This is a genomic window from Conexibacter sp. DBS9H8 (assembly GCF_023330685.1).
Taxonomy (GTDB): Bacteria; Actinomycetota; Thermoleophilia; order Solirubrobacterales; family Solirubrobacteraceae; genus Palsa-465.
Map to the genome: position 1 here is coordinate 3,312,128 of NZ_CP097128.1, position 25,239 is coordinate 3,337,366.

Sequence of the window (25,239 nt, forward strand, 5' to 3'; positions counted from 1 at the left end):
CCCCGGCCGGGATGCCCACCCCACAGTGGGCTCCCGGTCACCGACCCTGAAGGCGTGGGCGGTCCGCCTGCGGGGTACACGGATCTCATGAACACGAATGTGCTGTGGGTTCCGGTTCGAATCGGGCTGCGCGTGACGCGCATCGGGCTCGGCGTGTCGTTGAAGATCGCCGGGCGGATCGCCGGCGGAGTGGCCGGCGTCGTGTGGACGCCGCCCGACGGTGGGGCCGCGGGGCCAGCGCCAGGTTCCCGGAAGACAGGAAGCGCCGGCGGCGACGATCCGGCGGCGACTCGCACGAGGCCGGACGCGAGTGCGGGTGCGGTCGAACAGACGGGCGAGGGCGTGGGGGCCGCCGGCGACGGCAGAGGTGGCGCCGACGACGGCGGGAGGGGTGCCCCCGACAGCTTCGAGGCGGGCGGTGCCCGTTCTCCGTTGACGCCCCAGCAGGCGGCGGTCAAGACCATCGATGACGAGGACGAGCTCGTCGCGGAGGTCGCGGAGCCCGGCGCGGAGGATGGGGCGGGAGCCGAGGTGCACCTGCCCGAGCCGTGGCATGGGTATGGCTCCGCCGGCGCTGAGGCGATCATCGCCCGCCTCAGCGAGGCCGACGCCGCCCAACTCGCCGTCGTCGAGCTGTTCGAGCGCGCCCATCGCAACCGCGCCGGGGTGCTCGACGCCGCCGCGACCCGCCTGGCGGAGCTGGCGGACACGACGGCGGACTGAGGTCTCCAGCCCAGCTGGGTCCGTCCGGGACGGGACGGGCCGCCGTGTTCTAACCTCGCAGGTCGCTCGCCGGCCCGCCCCGACCCCGGGGCGCGCCGTATGGCTTCCGGAGAGGTGGCAGAGCGGTTGAATGCGCCGGTCTCGAAAACCGGTATGGGCTTTCAGTCCATCGGGGGTTCGAATCCCCCCCTCTCCGTTTAGTTCCGGGGTTTCCCCTGCATCGGCCGGAGATCGGGGCGGTCGGGAGACCGCTGCAGAGGGTGGGTCGCGTGGGTCAACGCGGGCCAGCGTAGGCCCCCGTTTCACGCAGTTCATTCCCTTTTCATTCCCTTTTTCGAGCCTCGACGAGCGCCGTCTGGGCGCGCGTTTGAGGCGGCGGGAACGGGCGCGCGGCCCTCCGCTCCGTTGGCATAAACGAGAAAGACCCGGGTTGCCGCCCAGGTCTTTTGGTCCTTCATAGGCGCTTCCGCGCCGAACAAGTGATCTGCTGCGCAGTCTACCCGGGTCTCGGACGGATCTCGAGGGTGGCCGGGGACTGCTGCGCCTTCTTCTGGCGGTGAGCTGAGGCCTCCGCGAGCTCCTGCGTCTCGTTGCGCCGGGACTGGCGATGGCATTTAGCCACACCCCCACGTTGGTCCCCTCGGCCGCCTCGGTCGCCGGAGCGGGTCGATGAGCCACACTGCGATCGCCGCCGCGCTGGCGCTGCCTTGTGACCTGTCCTCCGGCGAGCGGCTGGCGGCGTTCTCGCTGGCCTCGTTCGCCAATCGGGAGGGCCGCTGTTGGCCTGGAACGCCGGCGGCCGCGGCGCGGGCCGGCCTGGCACGGAGCGCGGTTTTGCAGGCTCGCGATCGTTTGGCGCAGCGCGGGCTTGTGGTCGTGGAGACGGCGGCGACCGGGCGCGGCCGCGCTTCCGTGCTGGCGCTGCCATTCGCTGTTGAGGGACCGTGGTGGGACGGGGAGATCAACGCGAAGCTGTTCGAGTCCGCGCTCGGGTACAGCAGGGCTCGGGGCTCGGCGCGGCTACTGGTTGCAGCCCTGTCCGCCCTGGCAGACGTCGAGGGCAGCGTCGACGGTCTGACGACTGAGCAGCTGTGCGCGGCCGCCGGGATCAGCGACCGGACCTACCGTCGGGTCTGTCGAGCGCTTGTCGCCTCGGGCGAGGTCGCGGTTGACAGCTCCTGTGGCGGTCGCGGCCGGCTGAACCGCTGGGTGGTCACGGATCCTCGAGCGCGTGGCTTGGCGGGCGCCGTGGCGGTCACCCCGCGCCGGGTGGCGCCGCCGACCGGCGCGCGGCCGCTGGTTGCACCCGCCGCGCCGCAGAACCGTCCAGCGTTGTCGGGGGTTGAGAGCGGAAACACCTGTCAGGACCAGACGGTTCCGGCGGAGAAGCGTCCACCGTTGTCAGGGGATTCGACCCGGAACCCCTGCCAGGCGCAGACCCTTTGGCCGCAATCGCAGGCAGAAACCCCGGCGCAAACCCCGGCGCCCCACGTGCGCGCGGGAAGGCAACCCCAGAACCCCAGAACAACTGCTCGCCCCCCAACCCCCCTTGCAGGGGGGCTTCACCCCGACTCGATCCTCGTCGAGGAGACCTACGTCACCGACCGCGGTCGCAAGCGCCGACGCCAGGTCGTCGTCGACCTCGCTGCGATCCGTGAACGACTGGCGGCGGAGAACGGAGCAGACCGCGCCGTCTGGTCGGAGATTCGCGCGTTCTTGCTCGACGCGGCTGGTGAGAGCCAGTTCGAGATCTGGCTAGCTCCACTGGAGCTGATCGCCGTCGACGGCGGGACGCTGGTCATCGCCGCACCGGCCGCTACGGCTAGCTGGGTCCGATCACGGTTCGGCCGGCTGCTCGACGCGGCCGCCCAGCGCATCGGGCGATCGCTGCGGATCGCCGACGAGGTCGAGCGCGCGGTCGCCGCACAGCTTTGTGACGGGACACCACGGCTCTGTGACGGCTCGTCAACGGTTCGCCACCAGAACCGGCAGATCACCCCGGATCGGTCGTTGCCCGACCTGATGATCGGCGCGATGGCTGACCCGTCCGCTTACACGCAAGCCCACAACCAACAAAGAGAGGTGTCGTGATGATCTGCGTTTGCGCGCAGCAGAAGGGCGGCGTCGGCAAGACGACGTCAGCAATCAACGTGGCCATGCTACTCGCCCAGGCGGGCCGCAGCGTGCTGGCGGTCGACGTCGACCCGCAGTTCGCTCTGACCCGGCGACTCGGGATCGAGTTGGGCGCGCTCAAGGCCACCGTCGTCGACGTCCTCGCTGGCTGGGTCGACCCTGACGAGCCGATCGTGTCAGACGTCCATGGGATCGATGTGATGCCGGCGACACGAGAGCTCGCCGGCGTCGAGCTCGCGCTGGCCGGCGAGGTCGGGCGCGAGATCGTGCTGCGTGCCGCGCTCGAGGTCCTCGACTACGACGCGATCGTCATCGATACGCCGTCGAACCTCGGGCTCCTTACGGTCAACGCCCTTGTCGCAGCCGACGTCGTCGTCGCGCCGGTCGCAGCCGACGACGAAGGAGCCGCCCAGGGCGTCGCCGAGCTCCGCGGCACGATCGCGAAGCTCGGCCGCCTCCGACAGCCGCTGCCTGACCTGTCGGTGATCGTCACCAAGGCGAAGCCGAGGCGGGTGATGAGCGATGTGATCGACGGCGCACTCGCAGCGCTTGGGCTGGAGCCCGTCGCGCGCGTTCCCGATCGGGTTGCGGTCGAGCACGCCGACGTCGCCCGGACGCCGATCGCGCTCTCGGCGCCAGACAGCGCAGTGACGCTCGCATACCGCCAGCTCGCCGAGCAGCTCGACGCACGGCGGGTGATCGCATGACCTCGATCAGGCAACGAGGGCTCCAGCTCGACGACCCACTCGGGCCGAGCGCCACGCCAGCACCCGAGGCACCGAGCGCTGCGCCCGGAAAGACCACTCGCCGCAAGCCGGCTCCGCCTTCGACGCCACGCGCTGCCGGAGGCCAGAAGCGGGCTGGCGACCAGGCCCAGACAGAACCGCGCGACGGCGTGTGGCGTGAATGGAGCGGGCCGACCGGCGTCGGCAGCTTCCGACTCCCGCACGAGCTCCTCGCCGAACTCAGCGACACCGCCCGAGAGCTCCGGCTGCCGGTCGGCCTGATGGCGACGGCAGCCATTACGCAGCTACTCGACCAGCCGGCCGACCACATCGCCGCGCTCGTCGACCGGGCCGACGACGCCCGCATCCACGGACGCCGCAGCAGCCGCCACCCGCTGACCAAGCAAGCGAAGGGGTGATCCCAATCCGAAGCGCGTCCCCACACAACCCCAGCCGCGCCGCCACGCCAGCGCCGACCCCAGAGGAGTCCAACCAGATGCACACTCGACTCAACCCAACAGCCGTCGACCCGTCGCCGGCCGACACGACGATCCGAACCCGACACGCCACAGAGGTGTGCGTGGTCTGCGGCCACGAGCACACTCACGGCCGCGGCCGGCAGGTCAGCTGCCCCGAGTGCGCCGACGGCGCCGGGGGTTCGTTCCTGGTCCGCCCGAAGGAGGCCGGCCGATGACCACCGTCGCCCTCAACACCCGACGACGCCAGATCCCCGTCGAAGTGGAACGGGAGATCCTCGCCCGCATCGACAGCGGCGGCCTTCACATCTGCGAGGCCGAACTCCGCGACACGTTGAAGTGGGACGACCGGACGAACGGATCGCTGCTCCAGCTGCTCGACCAACTCGAGCAGGAGGGGCTCATCGAGAGCGCCATCCACTTCCGCCTGACCAAGCACGGCCACACGCAGCTGCCCGACGGCTACAAGCCGCTGCGGCGCTACGGCACCGGGATCCCGTGGGAGGTGCGCAGATGACGCGCTCAGCTCAGCGTGACCGCGCCGTCCGCGCCTGTCTTGCCGCCGGAATACCCGTCGTGGACGACTACAGCTGCACCTGCCAGTTGCGCGGGCGGTTGGTCGTGGTGCGCACCGCTCGAGGCCTTCGACTCCTGTGGCCATGCGATCAACCCTGCCCCACCCACGACCTACCTGCGAGGACCGACGATCGGCTGCACCGCGCATGCCGTCGCCCTGCATCTGCCCCCGAGCGTGCGACGATAGGACTTGCACGCGTCACAGCGAAGATTGCGAGGCGATGACGGACACCGGCGACAATCAGATCACGCTGACAATGAAGGGCGCTCGGGCCGAGCGCGGCGTCAGCCTGGCCGATTTCGAGTCCTTCGTCGACAACTTCCTCGCCGCCCTCCGCGACTACGATCGAGCCGGCCGGGGCCAACAGACGAAGAAGTCGGGCCACCCCGATCGGCGTGCCGAGGCCGTCACCGCCTTCCGTCTGGTTGGGTTTAGGACCGGCAGCGGGATCGCCACGCTCGAACCCGAGCTCATCAGCGAAGACGACGATGAGGAAGCACTGTTCGACGAGGAGCCCATCTCGCTCACGACCCTCAAGGCGCTTACGGCGGACCTCTCAGCGGTGCGAGCCGTTCCTCCGTCCGTGATCGAGTCCCTCGGGAAGGCTTGCCGGGCAGCCGGCGGCGATGGCTCACTATCCATCGCGCTGCCAGGCTCGGCCTCACGCCCGCTGCTCGTCGACAAGGAGCTCCTCGATCGCGTGGCAAACGCCACGACCGAACCAGAGCCCAGCGAAGTGACGACGATCTCGGGTCGCCTCCACCTGCTCGACTTAGAACCCGATCGGCTCGGGATTCGGACGGCGGCCGGCGTCGAATGGTCCTGCAAGTACCCCGAACCGCTCGAGGAGCGCGTCAAGACGATGCTCGACCGAATCGTCTGGGTCACAGGCAGCGGGACGCTGACCAGTCCGCTTCGCGGAACGATGACGATCGAGCGCATTGAGCCGGTTGATCTTGAGCAGTCATCGCTGTTCACGACCGAGCAGATCGACGAGCAGGTGCTCGCGTCGCGCCAAGGGATCTCAGCGCCACAGGGCCTTTCATCGCTGGGCGTGACCGACTGGAATGACGCAAGCGACGACCTGTACCTGGCCGCCCTGCTGGAGAAATGAGCGCGCCTTCCGCGGTGCCCGAGGTCGTCGTGTGCGACTCGAGCTTCGTCGGTGCCACAGCGAAGCGGGCAACCCATCCGGATCAGTTCGCGCACTGGCCACAGCAGACCATCGCTCGGATCGAGTCCGCGATCCTGGCGATCAGCGTGATCACGCTCGCCGAGTCTCGATTCGGGTTCGCGAGCGCTAACTGGGGGCCAGCCAAGATCGCCCGCGAAGAGCAACGCATAGCTGGGTTCCTTCAGCTGCCACTGGACATGTCCGTCGTTGACGAGTGGGCACGGCTCAAGACGCTGAGCAAGCAGAATGGCTGGAACGTCGGGGATAACGACCTCTGGATCGCGGCAACGGCGGGATCGCGACGGCATGCGCTGCTGACGTGCGATCAGGATCAAGCCCGGATCACAGATCCAGGTCTCGAAGTCCTCTATCTGCCGCTCTCCGCTGAGTAGCGGTCTCCGACGTACTCAGAACGAAGTGTTGGCCATCTTGTCGTAGATCGACCCGAAGATCAGCGATCCGGCTCGCTTCCGGAAGTCGTCGTCATCGAGGAACGCCTTCAGCACTTCGCCCTGGCGGTCGCGGTCGCTGCCGGTGTCCATAGCAGCGTCGATCAGCATCGCGTCGCGGTTGGCGATGAAATCCTCGCGTGTGTTCGCGCCGGCTTGGTCGACGAGTTGCGGGTTGGCGGCGGCGACGTTGTCTCGAACGTCAGTTAGGACCCGGAGGGCGTCGGCGTCGGACAGTTCCTTGCCGTATCGCTCGTTGAACAACTCGACCAGTTCGCCCAGCATGCCCATCGGGATCTCGCCCTGTCCTGAGGTCTTGCCGGTGCCGTCCCCGGCGGTAGCGGTCAGCGGCTTAGCTTCATCGGCGTCGAGTTCAATGTGCTCGGTGGCGAGCTGCTCGAGTCGGTGGTGGGTGAGCACAATCGCTCCGGTGAGATCGACCTGCCCGCCTCCGGCGCCGCTGTCCCGTAAGCGCGGCAGGAGCGCATGACTGAACTGGTACAGCAACTCGGTGTCTGGCGGGACCCATGCGAGCGCCTGGGCTAGGAACCCGTAGAAGCGGATGAAGCGGTCGAGCGCGTCCCGCAACTCCCGGCGGCCGTCCGCGTCTAACTCGCCCGCGCGATCAAACGCCGCCTGGGTGAGCTTCGACAGCAGAGCGTGCTGCTTCTCCGGCGCTAGCCCGGCCAGAGTCGTGTAGGCATCCGCGAACGCGGCGAGGTCATCGTCGGAGATCACGGCGAAGCCGCGGACCTGATCGGCGGCGTCGAAGAGCACGTTCGGGTCGGTCGGCGTCGCTTCGGTGCGCTCGTAGAACGGGAGGAACGCGTCGCGGATGTGCTCGGCTGTGTTGCGAAAGTCGAGGACGTAGACGTTCTCCTTACCTGGGTGGGCGCGGTTCAGTCGCGACAGAGTCTGCACGGCGTTGACGCCGGTGAGCGTCTTGTCGACATACATCCCGCTCAATAGCGGCTGGTCGAACCCGGTCTGGTACTTCTCGGCGACGATCAGGATCCCGTAAGCGGGCTTTTTGAACTCGTCTGGTAGCTTGGTCTCAGGCAGCGGCTTGCCGTCGATCGCGTTCATCGCCGGCTCGGTATACGTCATGCCGACGTTGTCGGCCTGAGAGTTACGGACGGTCACCTCGCCGGAGAACGCCACCAGCGCCTTGACGTCGCTGTGGCCGTGGCGTTCGATCTCCTGGTCAAGCGCCCGCTTCCACTGGACGGCCTCCTCGCGGCTCTCGCAGACCACCATCGCCTTCGCGTGCCCGCCGAGCAGCGGCCGCACGACTCGCTTGTAATGGTCGATCACGACCTTCGCCTTCTGGGCCTTCACGTACGGGTGCAGCTGCGCGAACTGCGCCAGCCGCCTCGCGGCTTCGCTGGAGGGCACCTCGAGCTGCTCGCCGGCCGCGCTCTCGAGCCGGTAGAGCTGCTCGTACGTGGTGTAGTTCTTGAGCACGTCGACGATGAACCCCTCCTCGATCGCCTGCCGCATCGAGTAGGTGTGAAACGCCGCGGGCCGGCCGTCCGGCCGCTTGGTCCCGAACAGCTCGAGCGTCTTGCCCTTCGGGGTTGCGGTGAACGCGAAGAAGCTCAGGTTCGGCTGACGACCCCTCGCTGCCAGCCGCGCGAGCAGCGCCGCGGGAGTGCCGTCGTCCTCGTCAAGATCCAGGTCGTCGACGGTTCTGGACCCGAGCAGTTCCTTCAGGTCGGTCGCCGCCTCGCCGCTCTGGGAGGAGTGCGCCTCATCGACGATCAACGCATAGGTCTTCGCCTTCAGGTCGTCGTCCTCATCGAGCTTCTCCAGCACGAACGGAAATTTCTGGATCGTCGTCGAGACGATCTGCGCCTCGTGTGACCGCAACGCCTCCAGCAACTCGCTTGAGCTGTCGGTCACCGAGCGGAACACGCCGGCCGTCTGCTCAAACTGGCGGATCTGATCGCGCATCTGGCGATCCAGTACCCGCCGGTCGGTGATCACGATGACCTTCGAGAACACCTTCTCATCCTCGTCGGTGTGCAGTGTCGAGAGGTCGTGCGCGAGCCACGCGATCTCCTTGGTCTTCCCCGACCCCGCCGAATGCTGGATCAAATAGCTCTGCCCCGGACCGTGAACCCGCGCATGGGCGTGACACTCCAGCACGACATCCCACTGATGGAAACGCGGGAATACGATCGAGGCACGGCCTCCTTTGGGCCCGGCCTCGACGTGCACGAAACCCTGGATCAGCTCAAGCCATCGGTCGCGATCCCACAACTGGCGCCATACGTACGACGTCGGATGACCGTCCGGGTCGCCCGGGTTGCCAGCTCCGCCAGGTTGGCCGGCTCCGTGACTGCCCTGGTTGAACGGCAGGAATCGGGTGCTCTCACCGCTCAGGCGAGTGGTCATGTACGCCTCCTCCGCGTCAAGCGCGAAGTGCACAAACGCCCGCCGCGCGAACAGCACGTTCGTCGGATCCCGGTCGTGCCGGTACTGGTGCAGCGCCTCCCGATACGTCTGCCCCGTCCAGCGGTTCTTCAACTCGGCCGTCGCCGTCGGGGTCCCGTTCACGAACAGAACCAGATCCAGCGCATTCCCCGAGTCCGGGTCATAGCGAACCTGCCTCACCACCCGCAGGCGGTTCTGCGCGTACCGCTCGGACGTCTCCGGGTCAATCGAGTGCGCCGGTTTGAGCTGACACAGACTCAAGTTCACGCCGCGCTCCGAGATCCCATCACGCAAGACGGTGACCGCGCCGATCTTGTCGAGCTGCGACGCAAGTCGCTTTGTCAGGCTCGTCTCGGCCGGTTTCTCGCCACCCGCCAGCCCGACCAGCCGAGCCCACTTCTTCGGCTGCGTCTGCTTCACGAACGCGAGCACGTCCTCCGGGTACAAGCCGAGGGTCGGGTCGTAGCCGTGCGGATCGCCAGTGATCCAGCTCCCGTCGACGGTCATCTCGGACACGATCAGCGCTTCAAATGTCTCCTCCGTATGCGCGATCTTGGCTGTCATGCGGAGACCTGAACCTTGCCGGTCACGGCCTCGGTGATCCGAGCGGCGCGGTATTCGGCGAGGCCCGCGTCTGCGGCGGCGATCTCATCGATGAGAGGCACCGTTGAAGCGGCATTGCGTTCTGCCTCGAGGACGATCTCATGCTGGCGGCCAAGTCCGGGAAGAGGGATCCGGATCGCCTCCAAGTCCGGCATATAGATCGTCTTATGCGTCGACCCGTACATCAGTCCCCGGAGCTCCGGCTGCATCGCGCGGAGCGTCCAGAGCAGATACCGGGGCTCCAAGTGCGGCCCGCAGGTCCAGGTCATGAAGTCCTGGGAAACAGCCATGTCGACACCCATAATCGCCGAGAACCCGACGGACGCAGTACGAGACAGAACGACGGTCCCAGCAGGATGCAGCACAGCTGAGCTGTTTGCGATCCCCACATGCGTGATTCGTTCGGCAGTGTCCGTAACGACGACCCGCCTGCCATCTCGGATCTGGTTCACATCCGCGAGGGTGAACCAGGGAACGACCCGGTCTTTCTCTATCCAGAACTCAGGGTGCGTCCGTGATGGCGTGTGCCCCGTTCCGGTCCTGGCATAGAACTTGATCGGGGCGAGCGGAACTTGCCCGTCAAAGATCAGTCCTCGCAGCGCTTCGCGCGCACCCTCCTCCGCGGCGACGGCAACGCTCCGCAGTTCCGCCTGCAGCTCATCGATCCGCGCGCACTCACAGTCGAGGAAGTCCGCGATCTTCTGCTGGTCGTGGGCATTCGGCATGCTGCACTCGATCTCGCCAAGGTCCTGGACGTTGATCCGCGGAGTCCGGACGTTCCCGTTCTCGACTCCTCCGATCCCGCGAATGCGCGCGGCCATCGCGGCCACGCCCCAGGGTGACCTCAGGAGGTACGCGACAAAATCGGGGGAGTGCTCCGCCGACACTTCAAGCACCGCGTAGTCGGGACTCGCGAGGCCATCCACGGGCGCCACACCGAGCGCGCCCTGAAAAGCTCGCATGCGGTTCAGCACAAGCTGCCCGGCCCGGCAGACCTTGTATTCAGAGTCGCCGCCCGCCTGCTCGGACGGCGCAGGCTGAACCCCACGGTGGATCGAAACCGTAAGGAGCGGGAGTGAGCCATCGAGCCGCCTGCGGTCGTCGACCTCCGAAACGACGTACTTCAACCTCACGTGAGCGCCTGCTCCAGCAATTCCCGGATCCTCGCCCCACGCTCCCGCAGTTCGGCCTTGATCTCGGCGCTCGGCCGGGGCGGCGTGTACGTGTAGAACACGCGCGTGAACGGAATCTCGTAGCCAATCTTGCCTTCCGGCTCGGGGACCCAGGCGTCGGGGATGTGGGGCAGGACCTCGCGCGCGAGGTAGTCGTCAAGGTTCTCGGTCAACGGGACGTTCTCGGCGTCGCGTAGCTCCGGATCGGGGAGCGGGGCGCCCTTCCCGTCGGTGACAATCGCGTCGGCCGCATCGCGGACGAGGCAGACCGAACCCAGGCTCCGCAGCAGCGCCGCTGCCGGCCCTGATAGGCCGGCCGCGGCGAGGACCCGGCGAAGCTCGGTCTTGCACGCGTCCTCGTTGCCGAACCGCGTATCCGGCATCGACCGCAGCGCAGCGGCGACCGCGGCACGCACGCCCACCGGCACCTTCGCAAACCACTTCTCGGACTCAACTCTGGCGAACGTGTCGGCCCCGACCTCCCAGTGCGCACGTAATGGCCGCTCGACGGTGATCGTCCGGTAACCGAACTCGACGGTCGGGATCAGCTTCGACCGATGGCTCTGCTCGAGAGTGCCGTGGATCCGCGTGATCTCGGCGATCTGCTCGTCGGTCAGGAAGCGGCGCTTCTCCCCGAGGCTCTTGCGCATCTTCGCCCACATCTCGCGGGCGTCGATCAGCTGCACGAAGCTACGGCGCTTCGGGCCCTTGCGGTTCGACAGCAGCCAGACGTAGCTGGCGATCCCGGTGTTGTAGAAGATCTGCTCGGGCAGCGCAACGATCGCCTCGAGCAGATCGTTCTCGAGGATGAACCGCCGGATGTTCGATTCGCCGGAGCCGGCACCGCCGGTGAAGAGCGGCGAGCCATTGTGAACGATCGCGACGCGCCCACCGCCGTTCTCGGGCGCGCGCATCTTCGAGATCAGGTGGAGCAGAAACAGCAGCTGCCCGTCAGACTTGCGCGGTAGCCCCGGCCCGAACCGGCCGTCCAGCCCGAGCCGCTCGTACTCGTCGCGGACCTCGGTCTCGACCTTCGACCAGTCGACCCCGAAGGGCGGATTCGCGATGCAGTAGTGGAAGCGCTCGCCCTTGTGACCGTCGTCCGACAGCGAGTTGCCGAACACGATCCGATTCGCATCCTGCCCCTTGACGAGCATGTCCGCCAGGCAGATTGCGTACGACTGCGGGTTCAGCTCCTGCCCGTACAGCAGCACCTCGGTCGCCGCGTTGTAGCGGTGGATCTGCGCGTCCGCCTCCGACAGCATCCCGCCGGTCCCGCACGCGCAATCGAACACGCTGCGCCGCACACCCGGCCCGGATAGCGCCGCCTCGTCGCCGTCGAGCAGCAGGTTGACCATCAGCCGCACGACCTCACGCGGGGTGAAGTGCTCGCCCGCCGTCTCGTTCGACGCCTCCGCGAACCGCCGGATCAACTCCTCGAAGATCGCGCCCATCTCCGCGTTTGAGACCCGGTCGGGGTGCAGGTCGACCTCACACACCCGGGCGATCACCTTGTACAGCAGGTTCGCGGACCGGAGCCTCTCGATCTGTTTGTCGAAGTCGAACTTCTCGATGACCTGCCGCGCGATCGGCGAGTACCCATCGATGTAGTGCTCGAGGTGCCCGGCGACATGCCCGGGGTCGTTTAGCAGCTCGTGGAAGCGGAGCTTGCTCGTGTTGTAGAACGGCACGCCGGCGACCTGCGACAGCGCCGCCTCTGGATGCTCCACACCGATCCCCGCAAGCTGCTCCGCGCGAGCGATTACCTTGTCGCGCTTTGGCTCCATCACCTGGTCTAGCCGCCGCATCACCACAAGCGGCAGGATCACGTCACCGTACTGGGACTGCTTGTAGTCGCCGCGCAGCAGCTCCGCTATCCCCCAAATCAGGTTCGCGTGGTTGTTCAGCTCAGCCATCTCGGTCCCCGATTATCGCCAGAGGCTCCGCGGAATCCGGCAGCGGCGAAGCGATCGACTGCAGGCTTGCCAGTCCGCCCAAATCTGCCCCGTGAGCACCGTGAGGCCTATGCCGCTCCCGCCGGACCGGCATCCTCGTCCTCGTCCTCCGGCTCCTCGACCTTCGGTGGTTCGGGCCGGTCCAGCTTCGACTTCGGCAGGATGGTCGCAGCCTTCCCGATCGCGGCTACCACCTCAGCGTCCCACATGGCTGACTCCGCTTGGCGAAGGGCACGACCCAGGGTGGCCCGGATACCCGTCCATGACACTCCAAGGAACCCGGCTGCCGAGGCGATGACGGCTGCGACCCGAGCACTCCCGGCAGGGGCGTAGGTCACCGAGGCCCACACCGCCGCTGCGATCGCTCCCAGGGCCAGGACGATCGCCCACAACCACTTCCAGGCGTAGTGGAACGTCAGCTTGCGCAACTTGGCGAGCAAGCTCGCTGCTGCACCGATGTACGCCTTGGAATCGAGGAGATGCTCTGCGAGCTGCTCCCCGGTGAGGAGCCTGCGCCACATCTTCCCCTGTCGGCGTAGCGCCCGGATGGCAAGTCCATCGACCTTTCCTGGAGGTATCGCGTCGCCCTTCATCGCCTTGGCGACCCAGTCCTCCCAGGCTCCCAGCGACATCTCCACGGCTGCTGCTGCACGAGGCGGGAGCGCAGAGTCAAGGTCATCGAGCCACTCGAACGCGTTGCTAATCCGCCCTTTGTCGAACTCTCTCACTAGCACGGCCGGGGACTTCGATGACGGGAGGAGCGTCGTGTCCGCCAGCATTCGTCCGAGCCCGAAAGCTAGAGCGACAGCGGGATCGCCACCAGCAAGACCATCCCGAACCTCGAGGTAGAGGTCGTGGACAGCGGAGCGAACCGAATCTCGCTTGTGCCCCGGGATCGCTAGAGCACGGTCGATCGTGGACGCGTCCGGAAGCTTTCCGCCCGTTGCCTTCCCGAGGACTGCCAGGTCTGCCCCCACACGCGCACTCAGAGCACGTGCCTTCTCGTGCGCCGTCATCTCGCCAAGGCCCGGAAGGTACTCAGGGAGGTGCGGCCGCTTCCCACTCGGTCCGGGCAGCCTTTCAGCGTCGTACAGCTCAGCGAACCGCCAGCCAAGGTCGATCGCGATGCTCACTGCACTCTGTTCAGCCACCGTGCCGTTGTCCGTCATCACACCTCAGCATCCCGTGAAAGCGAGGCATCGCGGTGGCTTTGGATCCGCTGCCACCGTTCCACGTTCGAGACGTGCACGGGCCCGGTCGAAATGACGTCGAGTATTCGTCCCTCGAAGGTGCTAGCCAGGTCGTCCCAGTGCTCCTCGATGCTCCCGAGCTGCACGTCCCACGCAGCCCTCGTTGCAGGATGGCCTGTCCGGGCGAGGAAGGCTTCCAGTGCAGCATCACGATCCCCGTCGAACCACCACGGCTCCACGCCGCTTGCGATCAACAAACGTACCGTGTCGAGCATGCCAACTGGAAACCCCCAGTCGATGACGACCTTCTCACTCGTCTGCCTGGCCTCATCGATGTCCCGAAAGAAATTCGTTCCGGGTTCCTCGCCGGAAGGACACCGCACGTACCCGTGCTCAGATACGAGCCATCGAGCAAACGTGGACTTGCCGGCCCCTGGGATGCCAGCGACGAGCAGGTGCAATCCTTACCCTCCCCCACCGCCAGGAAGGAGCTGCGTCCCGAAGAGCCGCTCCTGCTCGGCAGGGTTGAGCATCCGGAGCACGTCGAGGATCGTGCGGACTTGGCGCTCGTGGGAGCCGTCGTGCTCTCGGCGCTCCTCATGTGGTACTGCGTATGGCGCGGGAGCGCCGTCGAAGTGCATCAGCAGAAGAGGCACAGCACGCCCCGTCCAACATCCGGGATGCTGCCTCGAACCGAACACGCCACTGATCCGGTAGTCCCACCAGCTCGATTCGCCCGGCGAGGCACTCGGCTTCACGCTTTGCTCGTACAGGTCTAGTCCTTCGTCCTCGGTGACTGCGTCGTACACCGTGACCGTCGCCGGGTGGCGTCCCGCTGCCGCCGTCAGAAGCTCTCTCGCCTCTTCAAATCCTGCGTTGTACGCCTCGAACCCGGGAGCTAACTGTCCCCGTGACCACCACAGCCCGATCCGGACTACCTGCCTGCTTCCGATGTCCGCTGCCTTGAGGAGTGGGATGCGCGCGTTCATCCGGAGGCTCCTTGTCGAGCGGTCGGCTGACCGATGATCTTCCTGCGCTGCAGCTCGGCGAGCACCGACTCAACCCCCAGCCGATCCGTCATGCGGTAGTACGCACGGCGACCGCCACGGACCGACTCCCCGGATTTCTCTAGGAGCCCGTAGGTGGCAAGCGTCCGCAGACCCGGGCGCCACCCCTCACCCGTCGCCTGCTTCAACTCGGAAAGGACCCACGCCCCGGCGAACTCACCGTCGAACTGCTCGGCCCGCTCCGCACACACGCATGCGGCCTGGAGTACGGGCACCCACTCGGGCCGCTCGCTCGCCAGGCGCATCACGGCTCGAAAAGTTGGAGAATCCTCCACGCCTCGATTATACGCGCCGAGCTACCGGTTAGGCATATTATCCAGGTACGCACATCGGTCCTGCCACGGCCACCTCACGGTCCCACTGGCAAGCTGAAGGCCGTGTCCGATGACCCGTTCGGGCTCGGCTCCGTATCCCTCGCCTGGCCCCAGCGGTGGTGGGACAGTGACGAGTTCGACGAGGTCATCCGCGTCGCCGCTGGCTGAAACGCTGCCGTCGAGGTTGAGCGCCGCCAGTCCGGTGCCGAGGAGCCCGAAGTCGAGCCAGCCAATCTCCGGCGCCTCACGTTCACGTCGAAGAGGCTGCCGAGACCCTTGACACCTCCGAGCCTTCCCCTACGAGTCCGTTCGACGAGGCGACACTCCGAGCATCATCAACAAGGCGTCGCTCCTCGCTTCGCTCGTCGCACCAGACTAAACGGACTGCGTCCTCCGTCCCGTCCGGGTGTCGTGCCACCCTGGCCACCGTGAGTTCATCGTGCACTGAACTGGCTGGCTGAGGCCTGTGCTGACGCTCTCAAAAGTAGTCGTCGAGGTCGGCAACCACGCCGACGCCGCACGCGCAGGCGACTACCGCCTCGAGGCCGAGGCGGCGCCGGAAGCGTTCGCGCGCACCGACTACCAGCTCGAGAGCGAGGCGCTCGAGCGCCGGACTGGACGGAGCTCCTCGCTGTGGCTGGGCGCCGATGGCGCGCTGGGCCAGTTCGGGGTCAGACGCGGGGATGCGATCGAGCGTGAGCAGTTGATCGCTGTGCTCCAGGGTCAGCACGTTCAGAGCGGCGAGCAGCTCCGTCGCCCCGGAGCGCTTAAGCGCCAGGCGCGCGACGAGCACGGCCAGCCCGTGCTTGATGACGAGGGACGGCCGGTGGTCGAGCGGGTGACCGGCGTCGCGCACGTGGAGATGACGCTGTCGGTCCCGAAGTCGGTGTCGGTGCTGTGGGCGATGGCCGACGGCTCAGACCGACGAGTGATCGAAGACGCGCTGCTCATGGCGGCGGAGCGCACGGTCCAGTACATGGCCCGCAACAAGGCGGTCGTTCACCGCCGCGGCAAGGACGGCATGCGGATCCGCGAGGCCGCCGCTGGGGCGGCGGTCGCCTCTTCGCTTCATGTGACTGCCCGGCGAGCGCGGGGTGATCGGGCGCCGGCGCCGCAGCTGCATGTCCACAACCTCGTGATCGGCGTTACCCGCACGGACGGGCGGCTGGTGGCGGCGGACTCGTGGGAGTGGTTTCGCCACGACGCCGCCTTGGAGGGCGGCGCCTTGTTTCGCGCCCAGGTAGCCGACGCGCTCGTAAGCGCCGGGTGGGCGGTGCGCTCGGGCACAGGCGATCGCGGCCGCTACTTCGAGGTGAACGGCGTGCCAGAGAGCCTGTGCGAGGTGATGTCGCCGCGTTCGCGAGAGGTCGCTCAGGCGCGCGCCAAGGTCGAGAAAGAACTCGGCGTCAGGCTGCAGGGCGGCGCGCTCGCGGTCCTGGCGAAGGAAACGCGGCAGGCCAAGGACCACGACCTCAAGCCCGAGCGGCTGCGCGACGTGTGGGACGCGCTCGGGCAGGAGCACGACTTCGGCCCCGGCTCCGGCAGCCAACTGCGCCGATACGAGCCTCAGACCGACACCAGGGAGGCGGGAACCGTGGCTGCGACTCGAAGCGTGGTGCTCGCGCAACTGCGCGAGCAGGGACCGACGGTCAGCCTCGCTCGCGCCCGCGCGCTTGTGTTCGAGGCCGCCGCCGGCCGCCTGTCCGCTGAGCACGCCACCCGACTGCTGGCGCAGATGGAATGCCCACAGGGCGAGCTGCTGACGCTCGCCGGCGGGCGGATCACCTCGCGCGAGATCCGCCAGCTCGAGCAACACGTTCTCGACGTCGCGGTGCGAGCGGCGGGGAGAGAAGATCCCGTCGGGAGCGCTGACGCCTCGGAGCTGGAGGCCGGGGTGGCGGCTGCCGAGGCAGCGCTCGGCGAGGACAAGCACCTCGATCGCGACCAGCGCGACGCGTTCGAGCTGCTCACCAGCGGTAGCGGCTGGGTGTGCTTGACCGGCAGGGCAGGGACTGGGAAGGGTCCGACGCTGCACGCCGCGGCCGAGGCGTACCGGGCCGCCGGGTGGCGGGTGCTCGCGTGCGCGATGGACGGGACTACCGCCCGACGGATGGCCGCGCAACTCGGCGGCACCGCACCGGCGCTGACCATTGAGCAGCTCAGGGTCCGCCTTCGGGCCGGCGCGATCGAGGTCGACGAGCGGACGGTGCTGTTCGTCGACGAGGCAACCAAGCTCGATGTCGGCCACTGGGCAGAGCTTGCCACCTGCGTCGAGCACCGCGGCGGCTCCATGCGCGCGGTCGGGCACGACGGGCAGCACGACGCGATCCGGCTCCCGGGCCTGTTCGCCGAGATGCTCCGCGACCCGCGGATCCCTACCGCAGAGCTATGTGAGATCCGGCGGCACCGCAACCCTGAAAACCCCGAGCAGGGGCACCCGTGGCTGCGCGACTACCAGATCGCCGTCGACGAGGGCCGCGGTATTGACGCTGTCGCGATCCTCCAGAAACACCAGGCGCTCAGGCTCTACGACACCCGCGCCAAGGCGATGGGCGGCATGGTCGAAGAATGGGATGAGTGGCGGCGAGGCTACCCGCCAACCGAAACGGCGCTGATCATCCACGGCCCCAACTCCGATGTCGATCTCGTCAACGAGCTTGCCCAGCGCAAACGACTCCAGGCAGGCGAGCTCGGCGAGCAGGCGATCCGCGCCGTCGACCGCGACTACCTGCTGCGCCCAGGCGACGTGGTCGCGGTCCGCAACGCCGCGTACGCCTTTCCAGCCCAGCCGGGCCAACCGCGGCCGAAACGGGTCGAGAATGGCCAAATTGCCATCATCGACTCTGTCGATCCCAACCGCGACACACTCACGCTCCTGCTCCGCGAGCCTGGCGCGGAACCGCGGCTCGTCGAGGTCGATCAGTCACGCCTACGGGTAGAGCACGCCGCCGGCAAACGCGCCGCCGCGATCCGGCTCAACTACGCGCTACATAGCTTCCCTGCCCAAGGCGCGACCGTCAGCGGCACCGCGACTCTCGCCGGCCACTGGTCCCAAGCCAAGCAGGAGACCTACGTCGGCGACACCCGCGCGATCTACCGCCACACCGTCCACGTCGCCCGCGAGGACCTCGGCACCGACGGGACCGACGAAGACCGCATGGGCCGCTACGCACAGCGAATCTCCGACAACCGCCAGCGGCAGGCGAGCATCCGGTCCGCTCTTGACCCGACCGTGCTGCTTTCTGTTCACCTGCCCGAACCGCAGCCGCTCCCAACCGATCCGACAACTCCGCGCGCGGACGTAGCGCGACCGCAGGCCACGACCCCAACGACCGTCACCGTGCCGGCCTGCGATGACGCAGCACCTCCGACGCAAGCCGTGGACGACGCCGTGCACGAACGACGCGCTCGGCCGGAGGACCACCTCGACCGTACACCCGCCGAGCCGCCCGATTATCTGCTCCGCGCACTCGGCCCACCGCCTGAGGACCGCGTGGCACGCGAACGCTGGCAGCGAGAAGCGCAACGCCTCGAGTCACTGCCAACGCGCCCCGGAGGACTGCAGCCCGCTCCTCCGGCCTCGCCCAAGCGGGCAGCCAGCCCGCAGGCCCCGACCGACCCGCCACCGGCCTCGCGCCGGATCGCCAGCCGCACGATGCGACCGTGACCCCGCCTGACGGGGACCACGTCCTTCAGCCGTCGTCGCGTTTGAGGTCTCGAGGAGCAGCTAGGTGCGTTCGCGGCAGAGCGGCCTTTCGGTCGTGTCGGCGCTCGCGCCGCAAGCGAAGCCTCGCGACATTCCTGTGAGCTGTCTGATCGGCGCCATCGGCCAGGGCCGGGTCGCCGCGGGTGCCCGCATAGATGATTTACGCGGCAGCTGGAACTCGGTAGCGAAACTCCCGGCCTCCGCGACCGCGTTCGGGTTTGGCCCGATCGCGTTGCAGCGCGCCGCTGCGCAACAGCAGCCTCAAACGGTTGTTGGCGGCCTGGGGCGAGAGGTCGAGGCTTTCGGCGAGCTGATGCACGTTGAAGTTGACGAGCCTCACGGCCTCCTGCATCGTCGTCGCGAGAACCTCGTCGGCGCCGAGTAGCTCGGGCCCTGGTGAGCCCAGGGCGAGCGCGTAGAGGTGATGCAGCCGCAGGGCGGCGTCGATTGTCTGGCGCACATCGTTACTTGCGCCGAAGACGGCGATCGGGTGTGTTTCGTAGTAGCCGGCGACTCTTCCGCTAAGCAGCCGTCCGAGCGAGGCGTCGACGAACGGCACCGAGACCGCCAGCACGTCGCTGAAGTCCAGGAAGACCGGTTGGTCGTCGACGAGCGTGGCGACCAGTCGTTCGATCTCCGCTTGGGCGCCGGTGCCCGCATCGGCGCCTGTGAGCACCGCGCCGGTGCCGAACTGCGCCATGTTGATCTTCACACCAAGGAGGCTATCAGCGTTTTCACGGCTTGTCGTGATCTCCATGAGTAGGATTATGTCCTACCCTTCGGATGGCGATGCCAAAGCCGAAGCTGCGTTGCCGCGACTGGCTGTTCGGAGCCGGCGGGAAGCGCCGTCTACTGGAGGCGCTGCTGTCCGGAAAGGGACGGGCGTGGTCCGAGGCCGAACTCGCCCGAGTCGCAGGGCTGCACGCCAAGGGCAGCGTGGACGTGCACTTGGCGGCGCTGGCGCAGCTCGGACTACTGACGCGCGATCAGGACGGCTACCGACTGGTGCGCGAGCACCCGTTGGTCAAGCCGCTACGTCGAGTGCTGGATGTGGTCGCGTCTCTGGAGGATGCGGAGCTTGCGCGCCCGCCTGCGAGCGTGGAGGTTCAGCGCAACACGCACGAGACCCGGTAGGAGTCCCGCTCCACCGTCGCCTCGTGCATGACCACTGCGCCGACCGAGCCGAGGTGCCAGCCCAACAGCGCAGCGAACGGCCACGGCGCCGCCAGGTATAGGCGCGTCTGGGCGGGGGCGTATGTGGCGCGAGCGTCGCGGATCGTCTTCGCGATCCCAGCCGCGGCCGAGTTCGCCTTCGTCGGGTCGAGCGCCAGCCGGTCGGGGCCTCCGGGCGGGCGGAAGTGCAGCTCGGCGCGCGCGGGGCCGCCGGCGGAGGCGCGGGCTGCGTCGGTCACGTCGGCGCTCACGTGGACCATCACCACCAGATCGCCGTGGGGCTCTGAGCCTGAGCGCGCCTCTGGAGCCTCCCAGTCGTCGAGGTCCGGAGCTTCGCGGCCTGTCTCCCAAACCTGGTCGAAGTGGTGGATCCGCAGTCGCCAGCGGGTCGGTTCCCGGAAGTGATAGCCGAGCGCGAGTGCCGCCGACAGGTGCGCCGCCCCGTGAACATCGAGGGTCCGCTCGCGGGCGCCATCGGCGCCTTGGACGGTGTGCAGCGCCTGCTGGAGGTCGGCCAGCGCCGGTTGTATCTGGGAGTCCCAGACTGCAACGTCGTAGTGGTCCGGGTCGTGGGTGAGCGGCGGCGAGAACGAGAGCTGCACCAGCGAGCCCTCGGCGGCGGGGATCGGATCGCGCGTCTCGACGCATAGCGATGCCGGACCCGAGCTCCACTCGGTGTTCAGATGCGCGCGCAGAATCGAGTTGGCTGCGTCGCGCAGCCCGTCGAGCAACTTGGCCTCCTCGACCGGTGCCCCGAGCGTCGCGCCGAGGTCGATGCCGGTCGCGTCGAACACCGCCTTCTTGCCCGCCTCGACGCCGTAGCCGCGAAATACCGCGCCGGCAAAGAAGCTGTCGCCGCGGTTACGGCGGCGGTCCATCGCGCGCAACTCGACCTTCGGAATGAACCACGAGTTCTCGATCGCCGCCGGCGTCAGGTACAGAGCGAAGCCGGCTGCGTCCTCGAGAATCGTTCGGCACGCCAGGTTCTCGTTGTAGCCGCCGAACTGCATCTCGCGGCGGTCGCGCCACACCGGCACGCCGCGCAGTCGCAGCAGCGTGTCGAGCTCGTCGACCTCTGCGGCATCGTCCCAGGCGTAGGAGAGGAATACCGGGCGTGCCATCTGTTCAGGAGAGCGGGAACAGCGGCCCGAAGATTTCCTCGCGCCAGTACTTCAGGGCATCGCCGTTCCGGCCCTCCCGAGCGAGCCGCCTTGCCGTCGACACATTCTCCGCCGCCGCTTCCAGCGCCTGCCTGGCCTTGAGCTGCTGAATGGGGTCGCTTGCGAGCCGGTCGCTGACTGGCGGGCCGAGCCCGGCAGGGTCCTCCCACGTCTCGGTGATGCGCGCGGCGGCCGTGGCGAAGAACGTCTGCAGCTCGAGCGAGTAGTGGCCGCCGAAGCCGCGGTTGAGGATGTCGAGTGCCATCACCTCGAGCAGGAACGACGGCTTCACGGGACGGTCGTGGTAGTCGTTCCACTTCTTGATCATCCGCACCAGCGGCTTCCAGCGCTGGTTATAGGCAGCGTGGGCGTCGGTCGCGAGCTGGGCGTGGATCTCCGGGTTGGTGCGCACCCAGTCCCCGATCGTGCGGTCCGGGATCAGGTAGTTATCGCAATCGGCAAAGGCGACGACGACGTCGTTGCTGATGACCTTCTCGTCGGTCTCGTCGAGGAGCGGGCGAACGCCGAAATCGACCCTGACCGAGCGCCTGCCGAGCGCCACCGCATGCTCGCCATAGCTGGGCACCAGAAGTCCGCGGGTGTGGACAAGCAGCTCCTCGGGCGGGCGCTGCAGCCACGCCGACTCGCTCGCCTTGAGAACGAAGAAGATGTCGACGTCCTTAAGCGGCTTGGTCTTGGTGAAGCGCTTGTATGAGCCGGAGAGGATGTCGCGATCGACGCCGATACCGGCGCGTACGATCTCGCGGATCGCGGTGTGTCGAGCGGAGACGTCCTTCTGCTCGCGGTCGGTGAGCTCGAGCCGGCCCAGGAACTTCTTGAAAGCCTCCTCGAGCGAGATCATGCTCGTGCCCACATCGCCGAGTTGGCCGACAACCCAGGCGCCGCGATCGTCTTGCCCCCGACGTATCTGTGCATTCCATCGCGCGGCCGGCTGTCCGCCGGCCCCCAGCCGTGCACATCGGGACGGCCGGGATGGTTGAAGCAGATCAGGCTGTAGGCACAGTCCTTTGGCAGCGTCCCGGTCTTCAGGATCTCGTAGCGCATCGCCTCGCTGTCGACCCAAAACGAACCATCATCATCGCCACTGGTGCCGTACTCAACCTCGAACTCCAGCACCAGCAGCGCCTCGGCGGGCTTCTTCGGGGCGTAAATCTCGAGCTCGATCTTGTACAGGTGGCGGCTCGACAGCCAGGTCGAGATTGCACGGTCGCTGGAGGGCCAGTCGTCGGTGAACTTGCGGGGGTTGAGACCAAGCTCGCGGATCAGCTCCTGCAACCCACGCAGCATGTTGTCCGCGAGGTAATTGACACTGTAGGCATAGGTGTTGACGATCGCGATCGTGTTCATCCGCGCAGGAACGCCTCCACGTCGATCGTCGGGACTGGGGAGGCGGCTGCCTCCAAGGTGGCGCTTCCCCGCTTGGTGGTCATGTCGACGGCCTCCAAGCGGGCGGAGCAGTCCGCGAGTGCCGCCTTGACCCACTCAAGGTCCTCGGGTGGGCAGGGCATCTCGATGCGCCAGTCGCCCTCGGTAGGCGCCCACGAGAGCGACTCCTCGTTGGTGTCCTCGCCCAGGATCGCGTCCTCGCCGTAACTGCAGTAGATCCGCAGTTGCGGCCCCACGCCCGAGACGATCACCGGCGTCGCGCCCCAGGCCTCGGCGGCGATCAACGAGGCGGCAACGCCGGTGGCGCTGGTCAGCGTCGCGCGTTCGTTGGCGCCGAGCGGTGCGATCGTGTCGACGATCGCGCCCCAGGTTGCCGCCGCCGAGCGGACGGGCGTGGCGGCGAATGTGCGTCGAACCCGCGTCACCGTCACTTTCGTGGCTCCGTGTCGGCTCGTGCCTGTCGCATCGCGTGCTCAAGCGCCTCGACCGACACCTTCCCGGGATCCAGCGCGCTCTGCGGATCTCCGGCACAGGCGGCGACCACGGCCTTGCGCAGCTGCCTGCCGTCCAAGCCAACCGCCGTATCGACCACCTTCGCGAATCCGGGCGCGCTCGGGAGCTTGCCGATCGCGGACCACGTCCGTGACAGCTCCGCGAGCGTGTCGCACACGATCCATTTCACGCCGTCTCGGTCAGGGACCGCGATCGTCTCCACCAGATCCGCGCGCGACAGCAGTGCCGCATCAACCGACCCGACGAAGTTGCTCGTGGCCACGACCAGTAAGCCGGGAAACCGCTCGGCGAGCTCATCAAGGCCCGCGAGCACGGCGTCGGTCGCCCGAAGCACATCCAGGGGGTTTGCCTCGAGGCTGATCTGATAGCGATCGGCCGCGAGCGTCTCCACCTCGTCGAGCAATACCACCAACGGTCCGGCGGCTGCGTACTCCGCGACGGTCTCGCCGAGGAGCCGCCGTACCTTCTTCTGGCTACCACCCAAGCCAGCGCTCACCAGCGCGTGCGGCTCAACCTGGAGAAACCGCCAATTGCCGGCGCTCGGAACACTCTCAGCAACCCGCGTCGCGAGACCGCGACCGAGCGTCGTCTTCCCGGTCCCCGGCGCCCCGACCAGCAGGATGAACCCGTGCAACGGCACTCTCGAGCGCTGCACTCGCGGGCGCACCGTCGTGGCAAGCACAGCCATCGAGAGAAGCCGGTTCTTTTGCTGCTCCGGGACTCGAATCGAGTCCCACTCCGACCGCAGGCCAGTGTCGGGGAGTGCGCGCACTTCCAACACGCCTTCGGCGTCGGTGCTGGACACCTCAACGGCTCGGATCGGACGAGGAGTGCCGCTCATGGTCGGCTCCAGGGAACGTCCGCCTCGCTCGTCATGATGTTCTCAGTGAGATAGGTCGCCGTCGGTTTCCACGATGTAACGAGCATTCGTGAAAGCATAGCAGCTCGCGTGGCTGCTCTATTGCTTTGTCCTGGGCACCGGATCCCGCGACGTTGGCGACCTTCGGCGACCGGGATCGTGGTGACGATCGGCAGCTTGTTTACGATCGGGCGGTGATCGGTAACCGTCCCAATCGGCCGCGTTGGCAAGGCGACTACATTCGCTGGTGGGGTGGCGCCGATTGGGAATGGATAGCGTGCGTGAAATGCCAGCGACCGCTCACTGATCCGAAGGCAATGCGTGACGGCTTCGGTCGTGAGTGCGCCGCCGATGTGACGACAGCGATGATTGAGAGCATCAAGCGCTCAGAGCACGATGCGTGCCAGCTCGCGCTCGACGTCCATGCGCGGGCGCAGACAACGACGAGTCCGTGGTGGACGCATCAGGCCTATCTGAAGCGGCAGCTGCTTCGGCGCCGATCCAGGTAGTCGAATCGGCAGCCCGCAACCGCTTTCAACTCGCTCGCGGTCCCGAGCGGATGACCGCGCGGCGGCCAGCTCGTCGGCTGCGATTCAGTAGTTCTCGCCGCTAGCTGTAGCCAATGACGTGCCGCTCGACGTCAGCGATCGTGTCCTCGGGAATCAGAGCTTCCGCGATTCGGTAGGCGGTGTTGAATCGGGGGTTGAAGATCCCGAGATGAGTCGGCGCCCGAAGCTCGGGATGAATCGAGTGCTTGCCCATGAGGTAGTACATCAATACCTGCAGCGTGTGGTCGGACTTCGGCGGAGCCGCTGAGACCTTGAAGTCCCAGAGCGTGTCCGCGGTAAGGAAGTCGCCATCACCTGTTTGGACAGTCGCGGTGTAGCCACCCTCGAACGTGAACCCATCGAGCACGATCGGCCCATATTCGTCGAAGAACGCAAGGGACCGGGTCACCATCGCGGATATGTGATCGATCGTGGTTTGATCGGGTGCGGTCGCGGCGTTCGGGTTGTAGAACTGCTGCCCCGCACGGCAGACGACGTCGAAGTTGACCAGCCAACACGCGAGGCGGATCGTTTCCTCATCCACGCGCCCGGGTGTGAGGTTTTCTAGGGCTTGTTCTGCGCGGTAGAACTCCGGAGGGCCGAGGGCTGTAGCGCCCATCAGCGAGATGCTGAACGCGTCCTGTGGTTCGGTTCCGTTCGCTAAGCGTGCGAGGTAATCAACCGCCATACCCACCAGGCCGGGAGATACGTTCTCAGTCGTGTGGTCGAGCGGCATCGGGCCATCGCCGCCCAGGAACAGAGCCTCCAGCATCTTCGGATTGATGTATCCACCCCGGGGCTGCTTGACCTCCTTGACGCGTTGGACAACGCTGGTCACCGGGCGCATGCTATCCGTCGACCGGCCACCGCACCCGATGA

Annotated in this window: 24 protein-coding genes and 1 tRNA gene; 11 read left to right on the forward strand and 14 right to left on the reverse strand. The window is 67.2% G+C overall.

Features of this window, described 5'->3' with window-relative positions:
* Positions 1–87: 87 nt before the first annotated feature.
* From M3M55_RS15890 to M3M55_RS15925, 8 genes are all read left to right on the forward strand, one after another.
* The gene (locus tag M3M55_RS15890) at positions 88–723 is read left to right on the forward strand and encodes a hypothetical protein (protein WP_249010482.1); all 636 of its coding nucleotides are present in this window, start codon (positions 88–90) and stop codon (positions 721–723) included.
* A gap of 108 nt (positions 724–831) precedes the next feature.
* A tRNA-Ser gene (locus M3M55_RS15895) sits at positions 832–919 on the forward strand.
* A 473-nt stretch (positions 920–1,392) separates the two neighbouring features.
* Positions 1,393–2,814, forward strand: a complete 1,422-nt coding sequence (locus M3M55_RS15900) for a DnaA N-terminal domain-containing protein (protein WP_249010483.1) — start codon at positions 1,393–1,395, stop codon at positions 2,812–2,814.
* A complete protein-coding gene (locus tag M3M55_RS15905) occupies positions 2,814–3,563 on the forward strand; it encodes a ParA family protein (protein ID WP_249012430.1) in 750 nt (249 codons plus the stop codon). The genes M3M55_RS15900 and M3M55_RS15905 overlap by 1 nt, the downstream gene beginning before the upstream one ends.
* A gap of 188 nt (positions 3,564–3,751) precedes the next feature.
* On the forward strand, positions 3,752–4,000 hold the full coding sequence (locus tag M3M55_RS15910; RefSeq protein WP_249010484.1) for a hypothetical protein: 249 nt from the start codon (positions 3,752–3,754) through the stop codon (positions 3,998–4,000).
* Positions 4,001–4,271: 271 nt separating this feature from the next.
* Positions 4,272–4,574, forward strand: a complete 303-nt coding sequence (locus tag M3M55_RS15915; protein ID WP_249010485.1) for a hypothetical protein — start codon at positions 4,272–4,274, stop codon at positions 4,572–4,574.
* A 280-nt stretch (positions 4,575–4,854) separates the two neighbouring features.
* Positions 4,855–5,748, forward strand: coding sequence for a hypothetical protein (locus tag M3M55_RS15920; protein ID WP_249010486.1), 894 nt, complete (start codon positions 4,855–4,857; stop codon positions 5,746–5,748).
* Positions 5,745–6,200 (forward strand): type II toxin-antitoxin system VapC family toxin, encoded by a 456-nt coding sequence (locus tag M3M55_RS15925; RefSeq protein WP_249010487.1) that lies wholly within the window; start codon positions 5,745–5,747, stop codon positions 6,198–6,200. Before M3M55_RS15920 ends, M3M55_RS15925 begins: the two co-directional genes overlap by 4 nt.
* 15 nt (positions 6,201–6,215) lie before the next feature.
* Here the strand turns inward: M3M55_RS15925 and M3M55_RS15930 are convergent, their stop codons facing one another.
* The 7 genes from M3M55_RS15930 to M3M55_RS15960 all read right to left on the reverse strand — a co-directional run bounded on the left by M3M55_RS15930 (position 6,216) and on the right by M3M55_RS15960 (position 14,955).
* Positions 6,216–9,257 carry a type I restriction endonuclease subunit R gene (locus M3M55_RS15930; protein WP_249010488.1) on the reverse strand — a complete coding sequence of 1,014 codons (3,042 nt, stop codon included), beginning with the start codon at positions 9,255–9,257 and terminating at the stop codon, positions 6,216–6,218.
* A complete protein-coding gene (locus M3M55_RS15935; RefSeq protein WP_249010489.1) occupies positions 9,254–10,429 on the reverse strand; it encodes a restriction endonuclease subunit S in 1,176 nt (391 codons plus the stop codon). The genes M3M55_RS15930 and M3M55_RS15935 overlap by 4 nt, the downstream gene beginning before the upstream one ends.
* Positions 10,426–12,384: a class I SAM-dependent DNA methyltransferase gene (locus M3M55_RS15940; RefSeq protein ID WP_249010490.1), complete on the reverse strand. Its 1,959-nt coding sequence runs from the start codon at positions 12,382–12,384 to the stop codon at positions 10,426–10,428. Before M3M55_RS15940 ends, M3M55_RS15935 begins: the two co-directional genes overlap by 4 nt.
* A 107-nt stretch (positions 12,385–12,491) precedes the next feature.
* Entirely contained in the window at positions 12,492–13,592 is a 1,101-nt protein-coding gene (locus M3M55_RS15945) for a hypothetical protein (RefSeq protein ID WP_249010491.1), read from the reverse strand.
* Positions 13,592–14,074 (reverse strand): ATP-binding protein, encoded by a 483-nt coding sequence (locus M3M55_RS15950; RefSeq protein WP_249010492.1) that lies wholly within the window; start codon positions 14,072–14,074, stop codon positions 13,592–13,594. Before M3M55_RS15950 ends, M3M55_RS15945 begins: the two co-directional genes overlap by 1 nt.
* A gap of 3 nt (positions 14,075–14,077) precedes the next feature.
* Positions 14,078–14,602, reverse strand: coding sequence for a hypothetical protein (locus M3M55_RS15955; RefSeq protein ID WP_249010493.1), 525 nt, complete (start codon positions 14,600–14,602; stop codon positions 14,078–14,080).
* Entirely contained in the window at positions 14,599–14,955 is a 357-nt protein-coding gene (locus M3M55_RS15960; RefSeq protein ID WP_249010494.1) for a PadR family transcriptional regulator, read from the reverse strand. Before M3M55_RS15960 ends, M3M55_RS15955 begins: the two co-directional genes overlap by 4 nt.
* A 505-nt stretch (positions 14,956–15,460) precedes the next feature.
* Here M3M55_RS15960 and mobF point away from each other — a divergent pair.
* Positions 15,461–18,661: a MobF family relaxase gene (gene mobF / locus M3M55_RS15965; protein ID WP_249010495.1), complete on the forward strand. Its 3,201-nt coding sequence runs from the start codon at positions 15,461–15,463 to the stop codon at positions 18,659–18,661.
* Positions 18,662–18,860: 199 nt separating this feature from the next.
* Here the strand turns inward: mobF and M3M55_RS15970 are convergent, their stop codons facing one another.
* On the reverse strand, positions 18,861–19,457 hold the full coding sequence (locus M3M55_RS15970) for a hypothetical protein (RefSeq protein WP_249010496.1): 597 nt from the start codon (positions 19,455–19,457) through the stop codon (positions 18,861–18,863).
* A gap of 32 nt (positions 19,458–19,489) precedes the next feature.
* Between M3M55_RS15970 and M3M55_RS15975 the strand changes: the two genes are divergently transcribed.
* On the forward strand, positions 19,490–19,834 hold the full coding sequence (locus M3M55_RS15975; protein ID WP_249010497.1) for a hypothetical protein: 345 nt from the start codon (positions 19,490–19,492) through the stop codon (positions 19,832–19,834).
* On the opposite strand, the gene M3M55_RS15980 is transcribed toward M3M55_RS15975, so the two are convergent.
* From M3M55_RS15980 to M3M55_RS16000, 5 genes are read right to left on the reverse strand one after another with little or no spacing between them, the layout of a single operon-like run.
* Positions 19,807–20,994 carry an SAVED domain-containing protein gene (locus M3M55_RS15980; RefSeq protein WP_249010498.1) on the reverse strand — a complete coding sequence of 396 codons (1,188 nt, stop codon included), beginning with the start codon at positions 20,992–20,994 and terminating at the stop codon, positions 19,807–19,809. The two genes, M3M55_RS15975 and M3M55_RS15980, sit on opposite strands and share 28 nt — an antisense overlap.
* Before the next feature lie 4 nt (positions 20,995–20,998).
* Positions 20,999–21,895, reverse strand: coding sequence for a CBASS oligonucleotide cyclase (locus M3M55_RS15985; RefSeq protein WP_249010499.1), 897 nt, complete (start codon positions 21,893–21,895; stop codon positions 20,999–21,001).
* Positions 21,892–22,401: a hypothetical protein gene (locus tag M3M55_RS15990; protein ID WP_249010500.1), complete on the reverse strand. Its 510-nt coding sequence runs from the start codon at positions 22,399–22,401 to the stop codon at positions 21,892–21,894. The genes M3M55_RS15985 and M3M55_RS15990 overlap by 4 nt, the downstream gene beginning before the upstream one ends.
* Positions 22,398–22,865, reverse strand: a complete 468-nt coding sequence (locus M3M55_RS15995; RefSeq protein WP_249010501.1) for a hypothetical protein — start codon at positions 22,863–22,865, stop codon at positions 22,398–22,400. Before M3M55_RS15995 ends, M3M55_RS15990 begins: the two co-directional genes overlap by 4 nt.
* Positions 22,866–22,867: 2 nt before the next feature.
* Positions 22,868–23,758: an AAA family ATPase gene (locus M3M55_RS16000; protein ID WP_249010502.1), complete on the reverse strand. Its 891-nt coding sequence runs from the start codon at positions 23,756–23,758 to the stop codon at positions 22,868–22,870.
* 188 nt (positions 23,759–23,946) lie between these two features.
* On the opposite strand from M3M55_RS16000, the gene M3M55_RS16005 reads away from it, so the two are divergent.
* Positions 23,947–24,321 carry a DUF6011 domain-containing protein gene (locus tag M3M55_RS16005; RefSeq protein WP_249010503.1) on the forward strand — a complete coding sequence of 125 codons (375 nt, stop codon included), beginning with the start codon at positions 23,947–23,949 and terminating at the stop codon, positions 24,319–24,321.
* Between the two features lie 100 nt (positions 24,322–24,421).
* Here the strand turns inward: M3M55_RS16005 and M3M55_RS16010 are convergent, their stop codons facing one another.
* A complete protein-coding gene (locus M3M55_RS16010) occupies positions 24,422–25,198 on the reverse strand; it encodes a hypothetical protein (protein WP_249010504.1) in 777 nt (258 codons plus the stop codon).
* Positions 25,199–25,239 lie beyond the last annotated feature (41 nt).

Excerpts from the sequence above, each read along its gene's own strand:
- M3M55_RS15890 (WP_249010482.1), top strand. The coding sequence starts at position 88 with ATGAACACGAATGTGCTGTGGGTTCCGGTTCGAATCGGGCTGCGCGTG.
- M3M55_RS15900 (WP_249010483.1), top strand. The coding sequence starts at position 1,393 with ATGAGCCACACTGCGATCGCCGCCGCGCTGGCGCTGCCTTGTGACCTG.
- M3M55_RS15905 (WP_249012430.1), top strand. The coding sequence starts at position 2,814 with ATGATCTGCGTTTGCGCGCAGCAGAAGGGCGGCGTCGGCAAGACGACG.
- M3M55_RS15915 (WP_249010485.1), top strand. The coding sequence starts at position 4,272 with ATGACCACCGTCGCCCTCAACACCCGACGACGCCAGATCCCCGTCGAA.
- M3M55_RS15920 (WP_249010486.1), top strand. The coding sequence starts at position 4,855 with ATGACGGACACCGGCGACAATCAGATCACGCTGACAATGAAGGGCGCT.
- M3M55_RS15925 (WP_249010487.1), top strand. The coding sequence starts at position 5,745 with ATGAGCGCGCCTTCCGCGGTGCCCGAGGTCGTCGTGTGCGACTCGAGC.
- M3M55_RS15930 (WP_249010488.1), bottom strand. The coding sequence starts at position 9,257 with ATGACAGCCAAGATCGCGCATACGGAGGAGACATTTGAAGCGCTGATC.
- M3M55_RS15940 (WP_249010490.1), bottom strand. The coding sequence starts at position 12,384 with ATGGCTGAGCTGAACAACCACGCGAACCTGATTTGGGGGATAGCGGAG.
- M3M55_RS15945 (WP_249010491.1), bottom strand. The coding sequence starts at position 13,592 with ATGACGGACAACGGCACGGTGGCTGAACAGAGTGCAGTGAGCATCGCG.
- M3M55_RS15955 (WP_249010493.1), bottom strand. The coding sequence starts at position 14,602 with ATGAACGCGCGCATCCCACTCCTCAAGGCAGCGGACATCGGAAGCAGG.
- M3M55_RS15970 (WP_249010496.1), bottom strand. The coding sequence starts at position 19,457 with ATGGAGATCACGACAAGCCGTGAAAACGCTGATAGCCTCCTTGGTGTG.
- M3M55_RS15975 (WP_249010497.1), top strand. The coding sequence starts at position 19,490 with ATGCCAAAGCCGAAGCTGCGTTGCCGCGACTGGCTGTTCGGAGCCGGC.
- M3M55_RS15980 (WP_249010498.1), bottom strand. The coding sequence starts at position 20,994 with ATGGCACGCCCGGTATTCCTCTCCTACGCCTGGGACGATGCCGCAGAG.
- M3M55_RS15985 (WP_249010499.1), bottom strand. The coding sequence starts at position 21,895 with ATGATCTCGCTCGAGGAGGCTTTCAAGAAGTTCCTGGGCCGGCTCGAG.
- M3M55_RS15990 (WP_249010500.1), bottom strand. The coding sequence starts at position 22,401 with ATGAACACGATCGCGATCGTCAACACCTATGCCTACAGTGTCAATTAC.